The following is a 20,147-nucleotide window of genomic DNA, read 5'->3' as shown; positions in this document are numbered from 1 at the left end:
TTTAACATGAGTGGCAACTTCCTCGCCCTGGCACAGCCGGGCGTGCAACAACTGTCGCCTTACGTTCCGGGCAAGCCCGTGGACGAACTGGCGCGTGAGTTGAACCTGGATCCGGCGAACATCGTCAAGCTGGCCAGTAACGAAAACCCGCTGGGCCCAAGCCCGAAGGTGTTGGCGGCGATTCGCGACGAATTGGCCGAGCTCACGCGCTATCCCGATGGCAATGGTTTTGCTCTCAAGACCCTGCTGGCAGAAAAGTGCCGGGTCGAGCTGAGTCAAGTGACACTGGGTAACGGGTCCAATGACATTCTCGAACTGGTCGGTCGTGCGTATCTGGCGCCGGGCTTGAATGCAGTCTTCAGCGAGCATGCGTTTGCGGTCTATCCCATCGTTACTCAAGCGGTCGGCGCTGATGCGAAGGTGGTTCCTGCGAAAGAGTGGGGCCACGACCTGCCGGCGATGCTGGCCGCTATCGACGCGCAGACCCGCGTGGTGTTCATTGCCAACCCGAACAACCCGACGGGCACCTGGTTCGATGCCCAGGCGCTGAATGATTTCCTGCAAGACGTGCCGGAACAGGTGTTGGTGGTGTTGGACGAGGCCTACATCGAGTACGCCGAAGGCGGTGACCTGCCGGATGGCCTGGATTTCCTGGCGGCGTACCCGAACCTGCTGGTTTCGCGCACCTTCTCCAAGGCGTATGGCTTGGCGTCGCTGCGGGTGGGTTACGGCTTGTCCACTGCCGTGGTGGCCGACGTGCTGAACCGCGTGCGCCAGCCGTTCAACGTCAACAGCCTCGCCCTGGCGGCGGCCTGTGCGGCGGTGAAGGATGCCGAGTACCTGGAAGAAGGTCGGCGTATCAACGAAAGCGGCATGCTGCAACTGCAGGAAGGCTTCCGTGAGCTGGGCCTGGGCTGGATCCCGTCCAAGGGCAACTTCATTTGTGTCGACCTCGGCCAAGTGGCTGCGCCGGTGTTCCAGGGCCTGTTGCGTGAAGGCGTGATCGTGCGCCCGACCGCCAATTACGGCATGCCGAATCACCTGCGTATCACCATCGGCTTGCCGGCTGAAAACGCCCGCTTCCTGGAGGCGTTGGCCAAGGTTCTGGCCCGTGGTTGATGTCACTGCATTGCAATCTGCTGTGCCTATGATCGGTCGCCTGGTGGTGGTCGGCTTGGGTTTGATCGGCGGCTCCTTCGCCAAAGGCCTGCGCGAAAGCGGGCTGTGCGGCGAAGTGGTCGGTGTGGACCTGGACCCGCAATCGCGCAAGCTGGCGGTTGAGTTGGGCGTGGTGGATCGTTGTGAGGCGGACCTGGCGCTCGCGTGTCAGGGTGCGGATGTGATCCAACTGGCGGTGCCGATCCTGGCCATGGAAAAAATGTTGGCGTTGTTGGCTGGCATGGACCTTGGCCAGGCGATTCTCACGGATGTCGGCAGCGCCAAGGGCAATGTGGTGCGTGCGGCCCAAGTGGCGTTTGGTGGCATGCCAGCGCGGTTTGTGCCGGGGCATCCGATTGCCGGCTCCGAGCAGAGCGGGGTCGAGGCGTCCAATGCGCAGCTGTTCCGTCGCCATAAGGTGATTTTGACGCCGCTGGAAGAAACGGACCCGGCGGCCTTGGCCGTGGTGGATCGTCTTTGGCGCGAGCTGGGGGCCGATGTCGAGCATATGCAGGTCGAGCGCCACGATGAAGTGTTGGCGGCGACCAGTCATCTGCCGCACTTGCTGGCATTTGGCTTGGTGGACTCGTTGGCCAAGCGCAACGAGAACCTCGATATCTTCCGTTACGCCGCCGGCGGCTTTCGCGATTTTACGCGGATTGCCGGCAGCGACCCGGTGATGTGGCACGACATCTTTCTGGCCAATCGCGAGGCGGTGTTGCGCACGCTGGACACTTTCCGCAGTGATCTCGACGCCTTGCGCGACGCGGTCGATGCCGGGGATGGTCATCAGTTATTGGGCGTGTTCACCCGTGCGCGGGTGGCGCGCGAACATTTCAGCAAGATCCTGGCGCGCCGGGCCTATATGGAAACAGCTGTGAACGCTGATGAGCTGACCTTTCTCGCCAATCCGGGTGGCCGCTTGAGCGGGCAGATCCGGGTGCCGGGCGACAAGTCGATCTCTCATCGCTCGATCATGTTGGGTTCATTGGCTGATGGCGTGACCGAGGTTGAGGGGTTTCTCGAGGGCGAAGATGCCTTGGCCACCCTGCAAGCGTTTCGCGACATGGGCGTGGTAATTGAAGGGCCGCACCATGGGCGCGTGACGATTCATGGTGTCGGGCTGAATGGCCTGAAGCCAGCGCCGGGGCCGATTTATCTCGGTAACTCCGGTACTTCCATGCGTTTGCTGTCCGGTTTGCTGGCAGCGCAGAGCTTCGACAGTGTGCTGACTGGTGACGCGTCCCTGTCCAAGCGCCCGATGAATCGTGTGGCTAAGCCGCTGCGGGAAATGGGGGCGGTGATCGAGACGGGACCGGAAGGGCGTCCGCCGCTGACCATTCGGGGTGGCCAGTCGTTGAAAGGCCTGGCTTATGCAATGCCGATGGCCAGTGCCCAGGTCAAATCCTGCCTATTGCTGGCCGGGTTGTACGCTGAAGGTAAAACCGCGGTGACCGAGCCTGCGCCGACCCGTGACCACACCGAGCGCATGTTGCGTGGCTTTGGTTATGCGGTGGCGGTGGAGGGTGCGACGGCGTCGGTGGAGTCCGGTCATGCGCTGACTGCTGCCCATATAGAAGTGCCGGGGGATATTTCTTCTTCAGCGTTCTTTCTGGTGGCAGCTTCGATTGCCGAGGGTTCTGAGATGCTGCTGGAGCATGTGGGCGTTAATCCCACGCGCACCGGCGTGATCGATATCCTGCGGCTGATGGGCGCGGATATCACCCTGGAGAACCAGCGTGAGGTAGGTGGTGAGCCCGTCGCGGATCTGCGCGTACGAGCGGCACCGCTGAAGGGTATCGAGATTCCCGAAGCGCTGGTGCCGTTGGCGATCGATGAATTTCCGGTGTTGTTCGTCGCGGCGGCCTGTGCTGAAGGGCGAACGGTGTTGCGTGGCGCTTCAGAGCTGCGCGTGAAGGAGTCCGACCGTATCCAGGTGATGGCCGATGGTCTGCTGGCGTTGGGCGTGAAGTGTGAACCGACCCCTGATGGGATTATCATTGAGGGTGGCCCGATGGGTGGTGGAGAGGTGCATGCCCATGGCGATCACCGCATTGCCATGGCGTTCAGCGTGGCTTCCCTGCGAGCAACGGCGCCGATTCGTATCCGTGACTGCGCCAACGTAGCTACATCTTTTCCGAACTTTCTTACACTGTGTGCCCAAGTCGGCATCCGTGTTGCCCAAGAGGCTCAATTGTGAATATCAAAGCACCGGTGATTACCATCGACGGGCCAAGTGGCTCGGGCAAAGGCACGATCGCCGGCATTCTGGCCAAGCGCCTGGGCTGGTGCCTGCTGGATTCCGGCGCGCTGTACCGCTTGCTGGCTTTTGCCGCACGTAACCATGGCGTCGACCTGACCAATGAAGAATCCCTGAAGCTGCTGGCGGCACATCTTGATGTGCAGTTCGTCGGGGCGACGGAAGGTCATCCGCAACGCATTATCCTCGAAGGGGATGACGTGACCGATGACTTGCGTAATGAGCAGGTGGGTTCCTGGGCGTCTCAGGTTGCCGCGCTGCCGGCCGTGCGTGACGCATTACTGCAGCGTCAGCGGGCCTTTCAGGAGCCGCCGGGGTTGGTGGCCGATGGCCGTGACATGGGCACCGTGGTTTTTCCCGAGGCGCCGCTGAAGATTTTCCTGACCGCCAGCGCCGAGGAGCGGGCTCGCCGCCGCTACTTGCAGTTGAAGGGCAAAGTCGATGGTGTTAGTCTGTCGAGTCTGCTAGATGAGATCCGTGCACGCGATGAGCGTGATACCCAGCGTGCGGTGGCCCCGCTTAAGCCGGCGGCTGACGCCATACAGCTGGATTCCACGGAGTTGTCCATCGAGCAGGTGCTGGAACGCATCTTGAGTGAAATCGCCATTCGCGATATCGCCGGATGATCAAGAAGGCCGCAGGGGACCAGTCATAGTCCTGCGGTGGCTTCTTTTAACTGAAACTGACCCACACCGTCTGGGGTGTGGAGATGGGCGTATTCTTCGCCCTTATCAACAGGAATTAAAATGAGCGAAAGCTTTGCGGAACTCTTTGAAGAAAGCCTAAAAACCCTGAACCTTCAGGCTGGCTCCATCATCACCGGTGTTATCGTTGATATCGATTACCAAGCTCGCTGGGTAACCGTTCACGCTGGTCTGAAGTCTGAAGCTCTGATCCCGCTGGAACAGTTCTACAACGATGCTGGCGATCTGACAATCAATGTCGGTGACGAAGTTCACGTTGCTCTGGACTCGGTTGAAGACGGTTTCGGTGAAACCAAGCTGTCCCGTGAAAAAGCCAAGCGCGCTGAATGCTGGATTGTTCTCGAAGCAGCCTTCGCAGCTGAAGAAGTGGTCAAGGGCGTTATCAACGGTAAGGTTAAAGGCGGCTTCACTGTCGACGTTAACGGCATCCGTGCGTTCCTGCCAGGTTCTTTGGTCGACGTTCGTCCTGTGCGCGACACCACGCACCTGGAAGGCAAAGAACTCGAATTCAAGGTCATCAAACTCGACCAGAAGCGCAACAACGTTGTCGTTTCCCGTCGCAGCGTCCTGGAAGCAGAGAACTCCGCCGAGCGTGAAGCTCTGCTGGAATCCCTGCAGGAAGGCCAACAAGTCAAAGGTATCGTCAAAAACCTCACCGACTACGGCGCATTCGTCGACCTGGGTGGCGTGGATGGCCTGCTGCACATTACCGACATGGCTTGGAAGCGTATCAAGCATCCTTCCGAAATCGTCAACGTTGGCGACGAGATCGATGTCAAGGTTCTGAAATACGATCGCGAACGCAACCGTGTTTCCCTGGGCCTGAAGCAACTGGGTGAAGATCCATGGGTTGCTATCAAAGCCCGTTACCCGGAAAGCACTCGCGTAACCGCGCGTGTTACCAACCTGACCGACTACGGCTGCTTCGCTGAGCTGGAAGAAGGCGTTGAAGGTCTGGTACACGTTTCCGAAATGGACTGGACCAACAAAAACATCCACCCTTCGAAAGTCGTACAAGTCGGCGACGAAGTGGAAGTTATGGTTCTGGACATCGACGAAGAGCGTCGTCGTATCTCCCTGGGCATCAAGCAGTGCAAATCTAACCCATGGGAAGATTTCTCTGGCCAGTTCAACAAGGGCGATAAAATCTCCGGCACCATCAAGTCGATCACCGATTTCGGTATCTTCATTGGTCTGGACGGCGGCATCGACGGCCTGGTTCACCTGTCCGATATCTCCTGGAACGAAGTTGGCGAAGAAGCTGTTCGTCGTTTCAAGAAGGGCGACGAGCTGGACACCGTTATCCTGTCGGTTGACCCAGAGCGCGAGCGCATCTCCCTGGGTATCAAGCAGCTGGAAAGCGACCCGTTCTCTGAATACGTTCAGGACAACGACAAAGGCGCAATCGTTAAAGGCATCGTGAAGGAAGTTGACGCTAAAGGCGCCATCATCACTCTGGCCGACGATATCGAAGCGACTCTGAAAGCCTCCGAAATCAGCCGTGACCGCGTTGAAGACGCGCGCAACGTTCTGAAAGAAGGCCAGGAAGTAGAAGCCAAGATCATCAGCGTTGATCGCAAGAGCCGCGTGATCCAACTCTCCATCAAGTCGAAAGATGATGCTGAAGAGAAAGAAGCAATCCAGAGCCTGAAAACTGCTCCGGAAGGCGAAGCAGCAGCTGACACCACTATGGCTGCTCTGTTGCGTCAAGCAATGGCCAAGCAGAACTAAGTTCTGTAAAGCTGTAGAAAAAGGGCGACTTCGGTCGCCCTTTTTTGTGCCTGAAATTCGTTGAATCAACAGTTGGGAAGGGAGGTCTACAGCTTGGACATGGAACTGACTATAGTTTCAGAGAGGTGATTTTTCGTGCTGTTGTTTCAATAAGGATTCTGATGAAGAGGCTGATCGTAGTATTTGCAGTGATCGTGCTTGCGGGCTGTTCCGCCACCAGCGCCAAGACCCATGCCAAGCGTGGCGTCAGTGGCATCGAGATCGACTGTTCCGGTCTTGGTTCGGGTTGGGATAAGTGCGAGAGGCGCGCTGCGCGAGAATGCAAGATGCAAGGCTACAAGGTCATTGCCCGGTCAAGCGATGCCAAGGATGAAGAGGGTGACTACCTGTTTGGTTGGAACCCTGCCGGTGCGGTAACTCGTACCATGCTGGTCATTTGTAATTGAGGTTGTAAGTGTGTTTGCGGGTATGGATTTATCTGGTAGATAAGTGGGTGAGTGGGCTGTTCAAATTCATCAAGTCGTGCTAAAACCTTCGAAGCGCTTTTCCTAGCTGCTTGAAAAAGAAGGGAAAAATATGACGAAGTCGGAGTTGATCGAACGAATTGTCACCCATCAAGGGCTGCTTTCATCCAAGGATGTGGAGCTGGCTATCAAGACCATGCTTGAGCAAATGTCCCAGTGCCTGGCTACCGGAGATCGTATCGAGATCCGTGGTTTCGGCAGCTTCTCTCTGCATTACCGGGCACCGCGCGTAGGTCGCAATCCAAAGACCGGTCAGTCCGTCAGCCTCGACGGAAAATTCGTGCCTCACTTCAAGCCGGGCAAGGAATTGCGCGATCGGGTGAACGAAGAGGAGGAAGAGGGCGTCTGAGTGTTTTTGGGGTAGGAGAAATTTATGCGTGGGGTTAAGCGTGTCGTCCTGGTGCTGACGGTATTGGTTGTGGCGCTGGTGGTTCTAGGTTTTGTTCTGGAAAACCAACAAGCGATCTCTCTGTCGTTTCTGGGCTTTAATACCCCGCAGATGCCAGTGGCTGTCTATATTGTGCTCGCTTTGATCGGCGGGATGATGATTGGGCCCTTGCTGGGTGTTCGTTTGTGGCGTAAGCAACGCCTTTCTGCAAGGCGCGAATAATAAAGGTTGAGATCGTCATTGACCTTGACCTTCCGGATATCTTTCGTGCGGCCATCTTCCAGGCTGACCTGAGTCTGACCGAAATGACGGTATTCTGACGAATGGCTTATCCGCTGACGAGCTTTAGAGTTGCTCGTTTTTCTTGCCCGGCATCTGCCGAAACGTTTCTGGAAAGCCACGTAAACGATATTTTTCGTCTTGTAGGATTCAGCCTACAGCCTTGTCAAGCCTTGTAATATGTCAGAGAGATGGCAAAATGAGGCCTGTTCTCGAAACGGACATTTTGTGCGCCCCAAGCTCGGCAGCGACGCTGTGCTTCGGCGGTCATTCAATTAAAATAAAAAATCCACAATTTTGTCTGCATAACGAGCCCGCAGTTTCTCATTGAAGGCAGGTTTTTGTTGTGAGTAGTAGTTTCCGCGTTCCCCCTGCGCCGCCGTACGGTGAAATTGATATCACCGCCGTCTTTAAGGCGGTTTGGCAGCAAAAAACACTTGTTCTTCTTGTAACTGCCGGGGTAACCCTGATTGCGGCAGCTTATGCTTTTACTGCAACGCCAGAATACCAGGTAAGCAGTGTGCTGCGCCCTGCGGCTATTAATGAGCTCGATGCACTGAATCGTTCAGAAGTGTATCGACTGCCACCGGGTGAAGCGCTGATCAAGGTGGGGGCTTCTCTGGAGTCCTATGAGACCCGGCTGAGTTTTTTCAGGGCGAATCAAGCGCTGTTCAAACCGTTCGAGCGCCCGGGTAGAACGCTTGAGCAAAGCTTTGATGCCTTTAATCGCGACTCTTTGAAGTTGGTTCTTCCTGATCCGAAAAAGTCCGATTCTCTGAGCGCATATATTGGCCTTGGGCTCAATTATCCTAAAGGCATCGATGGTGTCAGTGTCCTTAATAAATTTGTCGATTTTGCGATTGACGCTGAACGTCAGCAAATCGCTGCCGATCTGAAGGTCATCGTTAAAAACCGCCTGGCTGAGTTGGAGGGTAAGATTGAGGCTGCTCGATCCAGCTATAAGACGGACAAAGATGCGCGAATAGCGACACTTCAAGAGTCGGATAACCTCAAGCGTGCTCAGTTGCAGGATGAATTGAAAGCCTTGCGCCAGCAAATCAAGACCGCACGGCAAGATCGGATCGCTTTATTAGGAGAGGCAATCACAATTGCCAAGTCTCTGGATATCGAAAAACCGACGACCCCCTCCGCGTTGGGAGAGAAAACTGCTCGAGCAGGTGACAGCAGTGTAATGCGAACAGAGATTAATAATCAGCAAGTACCTCTCTACTTCATGGGGGTCGAGGCGCTGACGGCCGAGCGCAACGCATTACTGCAGCGCAAGTCTGATGATTTTACTGAAGGTCGAGTTGCTCAAATTGCGCGTGAGCTTCAGTTGTTGCAGAGCAATCGTGAAATTGAGGTGCTCAAGCAGCGCCAAAATGAAGATCTTTTTCTGTCGGGTGTAGAGCCGCTGAGAGCTGAAGTCGTGCGCTTGCAAAACTTAGGTAATCTAGACATCAGCAATATGAAGTTGGTGACAATTGATCGCAAGGCTTTGGAGCCGCTGGCACCCACCAATCCCAAAAAACTTTTGATCTTGGTTGTTGGGGGAATAGTGGGTGTGATTTTAGGTGTCCTGGCTGCTCTGGTCAGGCACTTTGTGGTCAGCGCTCGACGAATGACGCAAAGTGCCATGCCTTCGCTCCCGGCTGCTGTAGGTAAACCATCGAAGGGGCGCGCTGCGCTTCAATCCAGCGATAGTTGAAACACATAACGAGCCATGGTGGTGTGAGCACCTTGGCTCGTTATTTTCGGATTTCTGCCAAGGGCCATTCGCGCGTTTCCTGGCATTTGTGTAATAGCCTAATCGGGTAGTGGTGTTCGTTAATGCGCATCAGCGATGAAGCGCATAAATTCAGGCTGCCTGGGAAAGGGGGAGCGCTACGTTACGTTCTCCCGCGTTCAATAGGCAGGGTGTTCCGGCTTGATTTTTGGTCAGGTTCTAACAGTCAGCCTTAGCCGTTTATCAGTCACTCAAAAAATACGATGTACTTCTAGCGTGCCTGCTGTCGAAGCCATGCAGTCTTTTCACGATGTGTTTCATTGAAATGAGAGGCGAGCGCTGTATCATCACGGCTCTGCAACCCTCGTGCATTCTGCGTTGCGGTCATGTGCTCAGGTCCCTTCAGCCGCCTTCATTGAGCGATAAACAAGCGCCGGCAGAGAGCAGTCGTGAGCCTTCTACAGTGTTAGCTTTACGCTGGTCGCTGCAAGGCTGCCAATGGTTATAGCTCGAATAGCAAGTGATTTACGGAAACCTTAAGCAAGCCTCTGTCGGAACGGTGGGGGAATCAACGGTAAAGGATGTGTTTCAGGTATGACAATGTTGAAGCGTAAGGGGATTATTCTTGCCGGAGGCGCGGGCACCCGTCTCTATCCGTTGACGCTGGGGGTGTCGAAGCAAATGCTCCCTATCTATGACAAACCGATGATTTTCTATCCCTTGTCGGTGTTAATGCTGGCAGGCATCCGTGAAATTTTGATTATCTCGACGCCTGATGACTTGCCTGGCTTCAGGAAGTTGCTGGGTGACGGCAGCCAGTACGGTGTGCAGTTGAGCTATGCCGAACAGCCTAGCCCTGACGGTTTGGCGCAGGCGTTTATCATTGGCGAGGAGTTCATCGGCGAGGATCCGGTGTGCCTGATCCTGGGCGACAATATTTTTTATGGGCAGCATTTTTCCGACAACTTGCGTTCAGCCATGTCTCAGGTTTGCGGTGCCACGGTTTTTGGTTATCACGTTTCAGACCCAGAGCGCTTTGGGGTTGTTGAGTTTGACAGTGCCGGGCGAGTCTTGAGTATTGAGGAAAAGCCTGCCAAGCCGAAGTCGAATTATGCCGTTACAGGGCTGTATTTTTATGACAATCAGGTCGTGGATATTGCCAAGAGCATTCGCCCCTCACCCCGTGGCGAGCTTGAAATTACCGATGTAAATAGTGCGTACCTCGAGCGGAAAAGCTTGAACGTTGAAATGTTGGGGCGAGGCTTCGCCTGGCTGGACACAGGAACCCACGAGTCGCTTCTGGAGGCAAGTCAATTTGTGCACACCATCGAGCATCGTCAGGGTTTGAAAGTGGCGTGCCTGGAAGAGATCGCTTTCCATGCTGGCTGGATTACACCAGAACAATTGGCTGATCAAGTACGGCACCTGAGCAAAACAGGCTACGGCCAGTATTTACAAAAGATTTTGACAGAGCATAAGAGCTGATGAAGTTTATAGAAACCAAGCTGGCTGGCGTTGTTGTCATTGAACCAAAAATCTTCGCAGACGACCGCGGATGGTTTATGGAGAGCTTTAATGAGCCTTTGTTTCATGAGCAACTTGCCGCACTGGGCCACCCCATTCCGCGTTCTTTCGTACAGGACAACCACTCCTGCTCAAAAAAGAATGTGCTGAGAGGGCTTCACTTTCAACGCGCACCTCATGCGCAGGGCAAGCTGGTACGGGTTACCTCAGGCAGTGCCTATGACGTTGCGGTTGACATTAGAAAAGGCTCAGAGACGTTTGGCCAGTGGGTGGGTGTCGAGCTTTCCGCCAAGAATGGACGGATGCTTTGGATTCCAGAAGGTTTTGCCCACGGATTTTTAGCGTTGGAAGACAACACGGAGTTTCTTTACAAGACTACGGATATCTACTCCAAGGCATGCGAGGCTTCGATTAATTGGAGCGATCCCGCCATCGCTATTGAGTGGCCGGTTACTGAAGGGTTGACCGTCAGTCAGAAGGACAATGAAGCGCCGTTGCTTTCGGACGTGATGTCTTCAATATCGGTTTTGACGGGCGATGTGACGTCGCACGAGTTGAAGGTAATCGGTGATGACCGCGGCAGTTTGATCGCTCTGGAGCAGGGGCGCGACATTCCCTTTGACGTCAGGCGAGCCTACTACATCTTCAATACCAAGTCCGGTGTCAGCCGGGGGGCGCATGCGCACCATCGATTGGAACAGTACATTGTCTGTCTGTCAGGAAAGTGCAGGATTCTGATTGATGACGGTTTGGAGAAACGGTCCATATGGCTGGATGCTCCGAACAAGGCTATCCACATCAAGAACCTGATCTGGCGTGAGATGCACGACTTCAGCGAAGATTGCGTCCTCCTGGTATTTGCCAGCAATCATTATGATGAAAGTGATTACTTGCGAAACTACGATGACTTTCTTCTCGCGGCGAAACGATACGCTTGATTGAGCCGCCAGCTTAATTTCGATGGCGCAGATCTGCCTGCGCCTTCCTACACCTAATAACGAAGTACTGACACCAGGTATTTTTGATGATCCCATTTCTCGATCTTAAATCATTGAACTCGGCTTACCGCGAAGAGCTCGTGGAAGCTGCAACACGTGTCATTGATTCTGGTTGGTATATTCAAGGTGAGCACCTCAAGCGCTTTGAAGAGGAGTTTTCGGCCTATACCGGTGCGCGTCATTGCGTTGGCGTAGCAAATGGGTTGGACGCGCTGATACTGACGATTCGCGCCTGGAAAGAAATGGGTAAACTCAAGGACGGCGACGAGGTAATTGTCCCCGCCAATACCTATATCGCGACGGTGCTGGCCGTGACGGAAAATAACCTGAAACCGATCTTGGTTGAGCCTGATGTCGATACCTACAATCTATGCCCCCGGAACGTCGAGCGCGCACTAACCGAAAAAACCCGAGTGATCATGCCTGTCCACCTCTATGGACAGTTGGCGGACATGCCTGCCATTGACGCGATTGCAAAGCGTGAGAAGCTGCTCGTACTTGAAGATTCCGCTCAGGCGCATGGTGCGCAAGTGGCTGGTAAAAGTGCGGGACATTGGGGTGATGCATCCGGCTTCAGTTTTTATCCAGGTAAAAACCTGGGGGCTTTGGGCGATGCTGGCGCCATTACGTCCAGTGACGCAGAGTTGGTCCGTATGATTCAGGCGTTGCGAAACTACGGTTCACACGAGAAATACAAGAATCTTGTACGGGGTGTGAATAGCCGTTTGGACGAAATACAAGCTGCCATGTTGAGTGTAAAACTCAAATACTTGCAGGCACAGACCGAAGCGCGCCGGCGTGTAGCCGCGATCTATATGGCGGGAATAAAGAATCCTTTAATCAAAATGCCATTGGATTCAGGCACGGATGTCATGAACCATACCTCACACGTGTGGCACCTGTTTGTCGTGCGCTCGAAGGTCCGCGAGGCGCTGCAGACCCACCTGGCGGCATCCGGTGTTCAAACACTGATTCACTATCCTATCCCGCCGCATCAGCAGCAAGCCTACGTGGGGGCTGACTTTTATAATAAATCATTCCCTATTACCGAATGCATTCATCGGGAAGTATTAAGTTTGCCAATTAGCCCGGTGATGACAGATGCCGAGGCTCAGCAAGTCGTTGATGCCTGTAACAGCTTTTCTGTAGAAGCCTGATATGACACTGCTTCGAACAAGCTTTCTCAACGGCATTGCTGTCATTATTAAAATGCTCACATTGTTGGGCATTAACAAGATGCTCGCCATTTATGTAGGGCCGTCTGGGTATGCCGCGTTAGGCCAGTTTCAAAATGCTGTTCAAATGGTGACGACATTTTCTACCGGTGCTATCAGCACCGGCGTGACCAAATACACTGCCGAGTATCAAGAGGATGAAGGCGCGCAGCGTCGCGTGTGGCGTACCGCAGGTACTATCGCTTTCGTTGGGTCGATTGTGACATCTGCTTTAATCGTCATATTTAGCAAACCGCTGGCGGTCTGGTGCTTCAATGATGAGTCGTTCTATAGTGTTTTTATCTGGTGTGCGGCCACGGTCATATTCTTCTCCTTTAATTCTTTGTTGCTCGCTATTCTTAACGGCAAAAAAGAAATCAACCGGTATATATTGGCCAATATCGGCGGAAGCCTGCTTTCCCTGGCAGTGACCATTATTATGGTTATGCAATTTGGCCTATATGGTGCCTTGATCTCGTTAGTGCTCTATCAGTCGATTGCTTTTTTCGTAACCTGCTTGTTGTGCTACAGAACACCGTGGTTTCGGATGTCTAACTTTCTGGGACGTATGGATAAGCAGACAGCGATAAATTTGACGAAATTTACCGCTATGGCACTGACTACAGCCGCTAGCGTACCGGTCAGCCATATTCTGGTACGGAACTATTTGGGGGCGGAGTTTGGCTGGGAAACGGCTGGGTATTGGGAGGCCATGTGGCGGTTAAGCACGGCTTATCTGCTGGTCGTGACAACCACGCTGGGTCTTTATTTCCTTCCGAAGCTGTCAGAGTTGGTAAGCCCTCAGGAGATCAAGAGGGAGATTCTTCAAGGTTATAAGTTGATCCTGCCGGTAGCAATGGTGTGTGGTTTGACAATCTACCTATTAAGGGACTTTATCATTGGCCTGCTCTTCACCAGCGCGTTCAGCCCGATGAGAGACTTTTTCGCCTGGCAGATGTTGGGCGATACTCTAAAAATTGCAAGTTGGATACTGGCTTATCTGATGCTGGGTAAGGCTATGGTCAAGATGTACATCTTGACAGAAGTTATTTTTGCGTTTGGGTTCTATTTTTTGACGGTGGTGCTTACAAAATTGGGCGGCCCGATTGGGGTGACATGGGCTCACGCGCTCAACTATGGTATCTACCTGATTGTTATGTACTTTCTAATTTATAGAAAGCTAAATAAAAATACTGAAGTGTGAGGTCTTTTTGCCTATGAGTCGCTTGCTATCTTCAATTCGCGATTTAATTTTAACGCAAAAAGATATCAATAAAAGCATCCAGCTTGCGGAAGTGTATGGCGCTATTTTATGGTCTGTCGACAAAGGAATCTACGACGATCCCGAGCTGGAGACTGAATTAACTGAGCGCTGCGTGGCCATCCTACCGAAAGGCGAGTTTCAAGCGGCTGTTAAGGATTGTATTCATGTGATCTCGGAGCCTTATCTGATCGGTGGGCACACCCGGCTCATGGAACAACTTTCGACCATGCACGTGGATAAACCGGATCTTTTAATTACCCGGGTAAGCGACGAAAAGGCTATTGAGCGTACCCAGAAGTTTTTTGAGGAATGCAGAGGCGTGAAGCCAGGCACTCCGCTGGAGATGATTGCTGAAATTGTTGGCTGTTTAAAGATTTATAATAGGGTGGTGTTACATATCCATCCCGATGACATGGTTTCTGTTATCGCATGCGCCATAGTAAAAAATGTTAGCAGTACAAAGATATTTTTCGTCAATCATGCCGACCATGTGTTTACTTATGGTAGTTCGGTTGCAGACGTATATTTTGAAATAAGTACGTTCGGGCGACACCGGGACATGAAAAAAAATATCTCTGGAGAAAAGTCATTTCTTGGAATTCCGCTGGCCAGTCAACGCTTATCAAAAAAGCATCGCTTGCCAGCGAAAACGGACGCACTGAATTTTTTCAGCGCGGCCTCACCGTTCAAGTTCAAACCTGTTAAAAACTACGATCTACGGCCGGCGATCGATCGGGTTCTATCTGAGTTTAAAAATGCGAAGTTCTGGATAGTGGGTGCCAACCCCTACACTAATTTTTGGTGGTGGCCACTTAAGTTTCGGTACGGCAACCGGTTCAGGATTTTGTCGTCAGTACCCTATGAAAGCTATTTAAAGCTTTTGGAGGATGCTGACTTTTACGTTGATAGTTATCCTACACCAGGAGGCACCGCCTTTGCGGAGCAACTGGTCAGTGGTCGTCGGTGCGTTGGGCTGCGGGCCCCCATACAAGGCTACTCGCCAGCGGATAACCTGAAAGATGTAAGTGTCGACGAACTCATCGAAAGCATTTTACTGCGTGATAATGACGAAGAGACTATTGCGGCAGTGTTCGCCGTGAATGGTTACGAGGCTGTCAAATCACGCTATAGAGCGTGTCTGTACGACGGGGCTGTAAGTGTTAACGAAATGGAAAAGTATGTGACTTGGACGGGAGATGTTGCTGTCTATGAGCAGCTGGGGAAGATTAGCTCGGCTATTCCGCCACTGGTTGTCTCGAAGTTGATGGATTTCGATAAACGGTTTTTGTATAGCTTGCTGCTTGAATTGAATGCTGTGCAGAAAATGAAAGTGATTGTGAAGTTGGCAGTGCTGAGGCTGAAAAAGATTGCTGTAAATAATGTAAGGTCAGGTAAGTCATGAGGGCGCTGGGGCTGCGCTTTTTTATAATAATGTTGGTCCTCTCGGATTATGTAATCTTGACGCTTCATGCCCCTTCCGCCGTTGGTGCATGGCGCGAAGGTGCAGTCTTGTATTACGTTCTTCTCACAGTGTTGATCGCGTTTTTTCAAGCCGGAACTCGCCATTCGATACCCAAACAGTACCAAGAACAGCTCTTTGTTTTCGTATTTTTCATTTTCTTTTATTCGATGTGTGGAGAACTATCCGACGCGTCATTTCGGATGTTTCGTTCATTTGCCATGCCTGTACTCTTTGCATTGATGCTGAACGCAGTGTGCAGGAAGCTGAATTTGGAAACCAAACTGCGACTGGTCTTTTTTACGCTTGCGACGATGACGTTTGTTTCGGGCGGTTATGGCGTTTATCAGTATCTGAGTATCAGTGATGCGGAACAGTTTTGGTATTGGCCATTACTGTCTGAGAAAGGCTTTGAGCTAGAAGTTTATAATTCCATGCGGGACGGCAATGCAAGAATGTCGGGTTTTTTTACTGGCACGCTTGAATTTAATGCCTTTGTACTTAATACGGCACTCTTCGCGTGTTGCCTGTTTGTGCAGGCTATCAGGAAGAAGGCATATAACCTAAGCTTTTTGATTTACCTGGTCGTAGCGCTTTTTTCGACTGCGCTGATTATATATGGCTCGGTCAGAACCGCAGCAATTGGAATGGTGTCCGCTGTATTTTTTCTTGCGGTACTGCAGTGTTTCAAGAGAAGGGGGCTTATCTCATTTTTGGGGTACTGTTATCTTCTCTTTTTTACGTGCTCAATATTTATTTACCTCGCATTGGGCTATACCGAAGACCTGTCTGCGTTGGATCGGGTGCGTCAGTGGTCGGAAGTCTTGGGCTCGTTAGGTTCGATGCCATTGGGTTTGGGATTCGGTGCGATCGGGCCGGGGCAAGCCTACTGGTTTGATTCATTTTGGCTGAACCTGTTGTCTTCCTCTGGTTACATAGGGCTGGCAATCATGATCGGCCTCGTGTTCTTTTACAGCAAAATTGTCGCGGTTGCCCAGCAATTGCGACTTGGCAACAGTCCCTTCATGGCGGGTGTTGCGGACTACCTGATCATCAGTTACCCGTTCTTTCTGAGTAGCTTCTTCTTTCAGTCATATACCAATAGTGTCGTCTTGTACCTTTTTGCGCTGGTTATAGTGGTGGTGATGTATGACTCAAAATATCGTAAAAACTAAACTTTCGATATTGATTGTTCTTTATAAAAGGCATTATGAGAATTCTGCTGCTGTAACAACTTTATTGGAAAATTTTGATTATTTCCAAGGTAAAGGAGTTGAGGTTGAATATTTTGTGTGGAATAACACACCAGAGTGCTCTCCCTGCCTTGTAAGAGATGGCTTGACGTGGCTGGAAGGCAGTAATAATGGCTTGTCCGAGATTTATAATACAGTCGCCGATAAGGCTTTTGCCGGTGGTGCAACGCATTTCATGATTTCTGATGATGACACAGATTACTCCAGTCAAAATTATGTCGATGCTATTGCGAGTGCGTTAGAGTTTGAAGGGACATCGCCCGCTGACACATTTGGTGTGATACTGCCCAAGATTTACTCAGGGGAAAGGCTCGTAAGTCCGGGCGAGCGGTTTTGGTTCCTCGGCCGTCTCTCATCCGCGGTCGATGCGGGGCTAAACTCTTCAGTTAACAAGCTTGCGATTAATAGTGGCGTCATATTCAGAAAAACATGCTATGAAAAGATGTCACCCTTGTTCGATGAGCGATTAAAATTTTATGTCACAGACACTGCCTTTTTTGTAAGGTATGAATCTTATTATTCTCACTTTTATGTGCTTGACACTGCTCTGCAGCATGATCTATCCGAGCATACGTCTGATAGCCCAGAGCGCGCAATTTTTCGCTTTCAGGAAATGATTCGAGGATTTAGGGTTGTTTTTGAGCGAAAAGGTTTTCTCTTTCGTTGGGTGATGGAGGCGTACTTGGCTGTATCGGCTCTTAGAAAGAGCATTTCGTATAAGCACTCTGGCTTCCTTCGTTCATATTTTTCGTCCTTTAAAGAGTGATAATCATGTTGATAAAGCTGGTCGAGTTTCTTTCTTTGAAAGTGAGGAAGAGAGCCATAAGAATAGATAATAGAATTCCTGGCGGTTACCTATTTAATTTTGCAGTGTCAAAAGCACTCATGGCGGTCAATGGTTTTTTAAAGTTTAGAAAACTGTCTGTCATTCTGGTGGGGAAAGGCGTCACCGTGAAGGCTCGTTCGATGATTCAGGCAGGTAGAGGGCTGGTGGTAGATGACGGTTGCTTTATCGATGCTTTGGCGGTCAACGGGATTACGTTTGGTCGCGGGGTTTCCTTGAAGAAAAATGTTATTATTGAATGTACCGGCAGTTTGACAAAGCTGGGCGTGGGCTTGTCGGTGGGTAATGATGTGGGCATAGGCAGCGGTAGCTTTCTTGGTTGCGCCGGAGGCATCACCATCGGTGATGATACAATCATTGGGAACTACGTTTCCTTTCACTCTGAAAACCATAATTTTTCTGATCCCTCAATGCCTATCCGCCTTCAGGGTGTCAACAATGAAGGTATACAGATAGGTAATAATTGTTGGATTGGTGCCAAAGTCACGGTGCTGGATGGAGTGGTCCTGGAAGAGGGTTGCGTTGTCGCAGCCGGGGCAGTTTTAAAAGCAGGGCGATACGCCGCTAATTCGATCTATGCGGGCGTCCCGGCAAAGCGTATTAAAGAACGTAGCTAAAAGGATGTGTAGTGAAAAAAATTATATTTTTTCATTTGTTGAATGACTACAGTGGAAGTCCGAAAGTTCTTTCCCAGGTTGTTGAAGCAGTGTCAAAAAAAGGATTTGAGGCCGAGCTATTCTTGGGGGGCAAGGGGAGTGCTGGGTTTTTGTCTTCAGTGTCTTGTATTCAGAGGCGTTATTTTTATAAGCGCTTTGATAATAAACTGCTGACGCTGATTAGCTACAGTGCTTCGCAACTTGTTCTGTTTCTTAAGTTACTGCGGTATAAAAATAAATCGGCAGTCTTTTATGTTAATACCTTGCTTCCCTTTGGTGCCGCTTTGGCAGGCAAGGTGCTTGGAATAAAGGTTGTTTATCATATTCATGAAACATCAATTCGCCCAAAGCCGCTAAAGGTTTTTTTGCGTTGGGTCGTTCAAAAATGTTCAAGTGAAAATATTTTTGTTTCACATTTTCTTGCGCGAACTGAGGGCTTTTCAAATGTAGACAGCCGCGTGATCTATAATTCAGTTCCCTATGCTATGGAGGCTGCAGCTCAACGTCACGTCTATCAGGCTCTCACGGAAGACAAATTTAATGTGTTGATGATCTGCTCTTTGAAATCCTACAAAGGAGTCAATGAGTTTGTCGAGCTTGCTAAATTGCTGAGTAATAACCCGGCTATCCAGATGAAGTTGGTGCTTGGGGCGACTGACGCTGAAGTGGCTGATTTTTTTTCAGGTATTACCCTTTCCGGCAATTTGGAAATTATTTCAAGTTGTTCAGATGTTGTCCCTCATTATCAAAGGGCGAGTGTTTTACTCAGTCTTTCAAAGCCGGATGAATGGGTCGAAACATTTGGTTTGACAATTCTCGAAGGGCTTTCTTTTGGTATTCCGTGCATTGTTCCTCCTGTAGGTGGGCCAGTTGAACTTGTCTCGGATGGCGTTGAAGGGTATTTGATGTCTTCTGACCGTGTCAAAGATATAGCCGATAAACTTGAATACCTCCAGAGCAATCCTGAAGTGTGTTATAGCTTGTCTGAAGCGGCAAAGTTGAAGTCACTTAGTTTCTCAAGTGAAAAATTCGAAAGTGGTGTGCTTGGGGTGTTTGATGGGAACTAAATTTGCAATTATTGGCACGGTCGGTCTTCCTGCACAGTATGGTGGTTGGGAGACCCTGTCTGAGCAGTTGGTAACCTACCTGGATCGCGATTACGATATTTCGGTGTATTGCAGTTCAAAGTCCTACTCGTCTCAGCCCAAGAAATACGGCAATGCTGATCTGATTTACGTACCGTTAAAGGCCAACGGTGTACAAAGTATCCCTTATGATATTGTCAGCATGCTGCATGCCTATCGTAAGAACGACGTATTGGTGATTTTGGGGGTGTCGGGTTGCATTGCACTTCCATTCATCAAGATGCTGACAAAAAAGAAAATTGTCGTAAATATCGATGGATATGAGTGGAAGCGCGCGAAATGGTCGCCGCTTGCGAAAAAGTTCTTGAAGTTTTCAGAGGCCGTCGCCGTCAAGTACTCTGATGCCGTGGTGACGGATAATCAGGTGCTTCAGGACTATGTGCGCAGTGAATACGGCCGTGAAAGCACCCTTATTGCCTACGGTGGGGATCAGGCGAAGACGCGTGTGCTGGACGAGTCCGATAGGGAACGTTACCCGTTCCTTCGTGAGCCCTATGCATTTTCCGTGTGCAGGATTGAGCCTGAAAACAACATTCACATCATTGTCGAGGCTTTTCATGCCAGTGGCCTGCCCTTGGTGATTGTGGGGAATTGGAAGCAAAGTGAATACGGGAAGGCGCTTCAGGACAAGTACTCAAGTGCAGCCAACCTGCATCTGCTGGACCCGATCTACAATGGCGATGAACTGAGCCCGTTGCGCAGTAATGCCACTATTTACCTTCACGGTCACAGTGCAGGTGGAACCAACCCTTCGCTTGTGGAAGCAATGTGGTTGAGTTTGCCGATTATCGCTTTTGATGTGTCCTTCAATCGAGCCTCGACCGAAGACAGCGCCAAATTCTTTTCTTCCTGCCAAGAGCTGACAAACCATGCAACTCGTCTTTTTGGTGATGAGTCCGAGCGCAAGGTGCTGAGTGAAACAATGCATGAGATAGCGGTGCGTCGTTATCGTTGGGAAGGGGTTTCTGCTCAATATGATAAATTGTTCAAACAATTGCTGTCGTCTGATAAGGCTTGAAT

18 protein-coding genes and 1 pseudogene are annotated in these 20,147 nt (G+C 51.2%); all 19 read left to right on the top strand.

Annotated features, from left to right (window positions below; genetic code table 11):
- The first annotated feature begins 6 nt into the window (after nucleotides 1-6).
- On the top strand, nucleotides 7-1,119 hold the full coding sequence (gene hisC, locus AB4P94_RS29135) for a histidinol-phosphate transaminase (RefSeq protein WP_395608533.1): 1,113 nt from the start codon (nucleotides 7-9) through the stop codon (nucleotides 1,117-1,119).
- A 28-nt stretch (nucleotides 1,120-1,147) separates the two neighbouring features.
- Nucleotides 1,148-3,358 carry a bifunctional prephenate dehydrogenase/3-phosphoshikimate 1-carboxyvinyltransferase gene (locus AB4P94_RS29130; RefSeq protein ID WP_395611402.1) on the top strand — a complete coding sequence of 737 codons (2,211 nt, stop codon included), beginning with the start codon at nucleotides 1,148-1,150 and terminating at the stop codon, nucleotides 3,356-3,358.
- Entirely contained in the window at nucleotides 3,355-4,044 is a 690-nt protein-coding gene (cmk, locus tag AB4P94_RS29125) for a (d)CMP kinase (RefSeq protein ID WP_003172653.1), read from the top strand. Before AB4P94_RS29130 ends, cmk begins: the two co-directional genes overlap by 4 nt.
- A 120-nt stretch (nucleotides 4,045-4,164) precedes the next feature.
- Entirely contained in the window at nucleotides 4,165-5,853 is a 1,689-nt protein-coding gene (rpsA, locus tag AB4P94_RS29120; RefSeq protein ID WP_395608532.1) for a 30S ribosomal protein S1, read from the top strand.
- Between the two features lie 161 nt (nucleotides 5,854-6,014).
- Nucleotides 6,015-6,299 (top strand): hypothetical protein, encoded by a 285-nt coding sequence (locus tag AB4P94_RS29115; protein ID WP_395608531.1) that lies wholly within the window; start codon nucleotides 6,015-6,017, stop codon nucleotides 6,297-6,299.
- 130 nt (nucleotides 6,300-6,429) lie between these two features.
- Nucleotides 6,430-6,726: an integration host factor subunit beta gene (ihfB, locus tag AB4P94_RS29110; protein WP_003189779.1), complete on the top strand. Its 297-nt coding sequence runs from the start codon at nucleotides 6,430-6,432 to the stop codon at nucleotides 6,724-6,726.
- 24 nt (nucleotides 6,727-6,750) lie between these two features.
- The gene (locus tag AB4P94_RS29105; RefSeq protein ID WP_395608530.1) at nucleotides 6,751-6,987 is read left to right on the top strand and encodes a LapA family protein; all 237 of its coding nucleotides are present in this window, start codon (nucleotides 6,751-6,753) and stop codon (nucleotides 6,985-6,987) included.
- 403 nt (nucleotides 6,988-7,390) lie between these two features.
- Nucleotides 7,391-8,752 (top strand): Wzz/FepE/Etk N-terminal domain-containing protein, encoded by a 1,362-nt coding sequence (locus tag AB4P94_RS29100; protein ID WP_395608529.1) that lies wholly within the window; start codon nucleotides 7,391-7,393, stop codon nucleotides 8,750-8,752.
- 612 nt (nucleotides 8,753-9,364) lie between these two features.
- On the top strand, nucleotides 9,365-10,255 hold the full coding sequence (gene rfbA / locus AB4P94_RS29095; RefSeq protein ID WP_395608528.1) for a glucose-1-phosphate thymidylyltransferase RfbA: 891 nt from the start codon (nucleotides 9,365-9,367) through the stop codon (nucleotides 10,253-10,255).
- A pseudogene (rfbC, locus tag AB4P94_RS29090) lies at nucleotides 10,255-10,800 on the top strand (dTDP-4-dehydrorhamnose 3,5-epimerase); the annotation flags it as partial. The gene rfbA and the pseudogene rfbC, both read left to right, overlap by 1 nt.
- Nucleotides 10,801-10,803: 3 nt before the next feature.
- Nucleotides 10,804-11,232, top strand: a complete 429-nt coding sequence (locus AB4P94_RS29085) for a sugar 3,4-ketoisomerase (protein WP_395611401.1) — start codon at nucleotides 10,804-10,806, stop codon at nucleotides 11,230-11,232.
- 86 nt (nucleotides 11,233-11,318) lie between these two features.
- On the top strand, nucleotides 11,319-12,449 hold the full coding sequence (locus AB4P94_RS29080; RefSeq protein WP_395608527.1) for a DegT/DnrJ/EryC1/StrS family aminotransferase: 1,131 nt from the start codon (nucleotides 11,319-11,321) through the stop codon (nucleotides 12,447-12,449).
- Nucleotide 12,450: 1 nt separating this feature from the next.
- Complete coding sequence (locus AB4P94_RS29075) at nucleotides 12,451-13,710, top strand: O-antigen translocase (RefSeq protein WP_395608526.1); 1,260 nt, start codon at nucleotides 12,451-12,453, stop codon at nucleotides 13,708-13,710.
- Nucleotides 13,711-13,723: 13 nt separating this feature from the next.
- Nucleotides 13,724-15,172 (top strand): hypothetical protein, encoded by a 1,449-nt coding sequence (locus AB4P94_RS29070; RefSeq protein WP_395608525.1) that lies wholly within the window; start codon nucleotides 13,724-13,726, stop codon nucleotides 15,170-15,172.
- A 56-nt stretch (nucleotides 15,173-15,228) separates the two neighbouring features.
- A complete protein-coding gene (locus tag AB4P94_RS29065) occupies nucleotides 15,229-16,404 on the top strand; it encodes a hypothetical protein (RefSeq protein ID WP_395608524.1) in 1,176 nt (391 codons plus the stop codon).
- Nucleotides 16,379-17,248 (top strand): hypothetical protein, encoded by an 870-nt coding sequence (locus AB4P94_RS29060; protein WP_395608523.1) that lies wholly within the window; start codon nucleotides 16,379-16,381, stop codon nucleotides 17,246-17,248. The genes AB4P94_RS29065 and AB4P94_RS29060 overlap by 26 nt, the downstream gene beginning before the upstream one ends.
- A 5-nt stretch (nucleotides 17,249-17,253) precedes the next feature.
- A complete protein-coding gene (locus AB4P94_RS29055; protein WP_395608522.1) occupies nucleotides 17,254-17,943 on the top strand; it encodes an acyltransferase in 690 nt (229 codons plus the stop codon).
- An 11-nt stretch (nucleotides 17,944-17,954) separates the two neighbouring features.
- The gene (locus tag AB4P94_RS29050) at nucleotides 17,955-19,049 is read left to right on the top strand and encodes a glycosyltransferase family 4 protein (RefSeq protein WP_395608521.1); all 1,095 of its coding nucleotides are present in this window, start codon (nucleotides 17,955-17,957) and stop codon (nucleotides 19,047-19,049) included.
- Nucleotides 19,039-20,145 (top strand): DUF1972 domain-containing protein, encoded by a 1,107-nt coding sequence (locus AB4P94_RS29045; RefSeq protein ID WP_395608520.1) that lies wholly within the window; start codon nucleotides 19,039-19,041, stop codon nucleotides 20,143-20,145. The genes AB4P94_RS29050 and AB4P94_RS29045 overlap by 11 nt, the downstream gene beginning before the upstream one ends.
- Nucleotides 20,146-20,147 lie beyond the last annotated feature (2 nt).

The organism is Pseudomonas sp. B22129 (assembly GCF_044218875.1).
GTDB lineage: Bacteria > Pseudomonadota > Gammaproteobacteria > Pseudomonadales > Pseudomonadaceae > Aquipseudomonas.
This window is presented reverse-complemented; position numbering and strand designations above follow the sequence as displayed.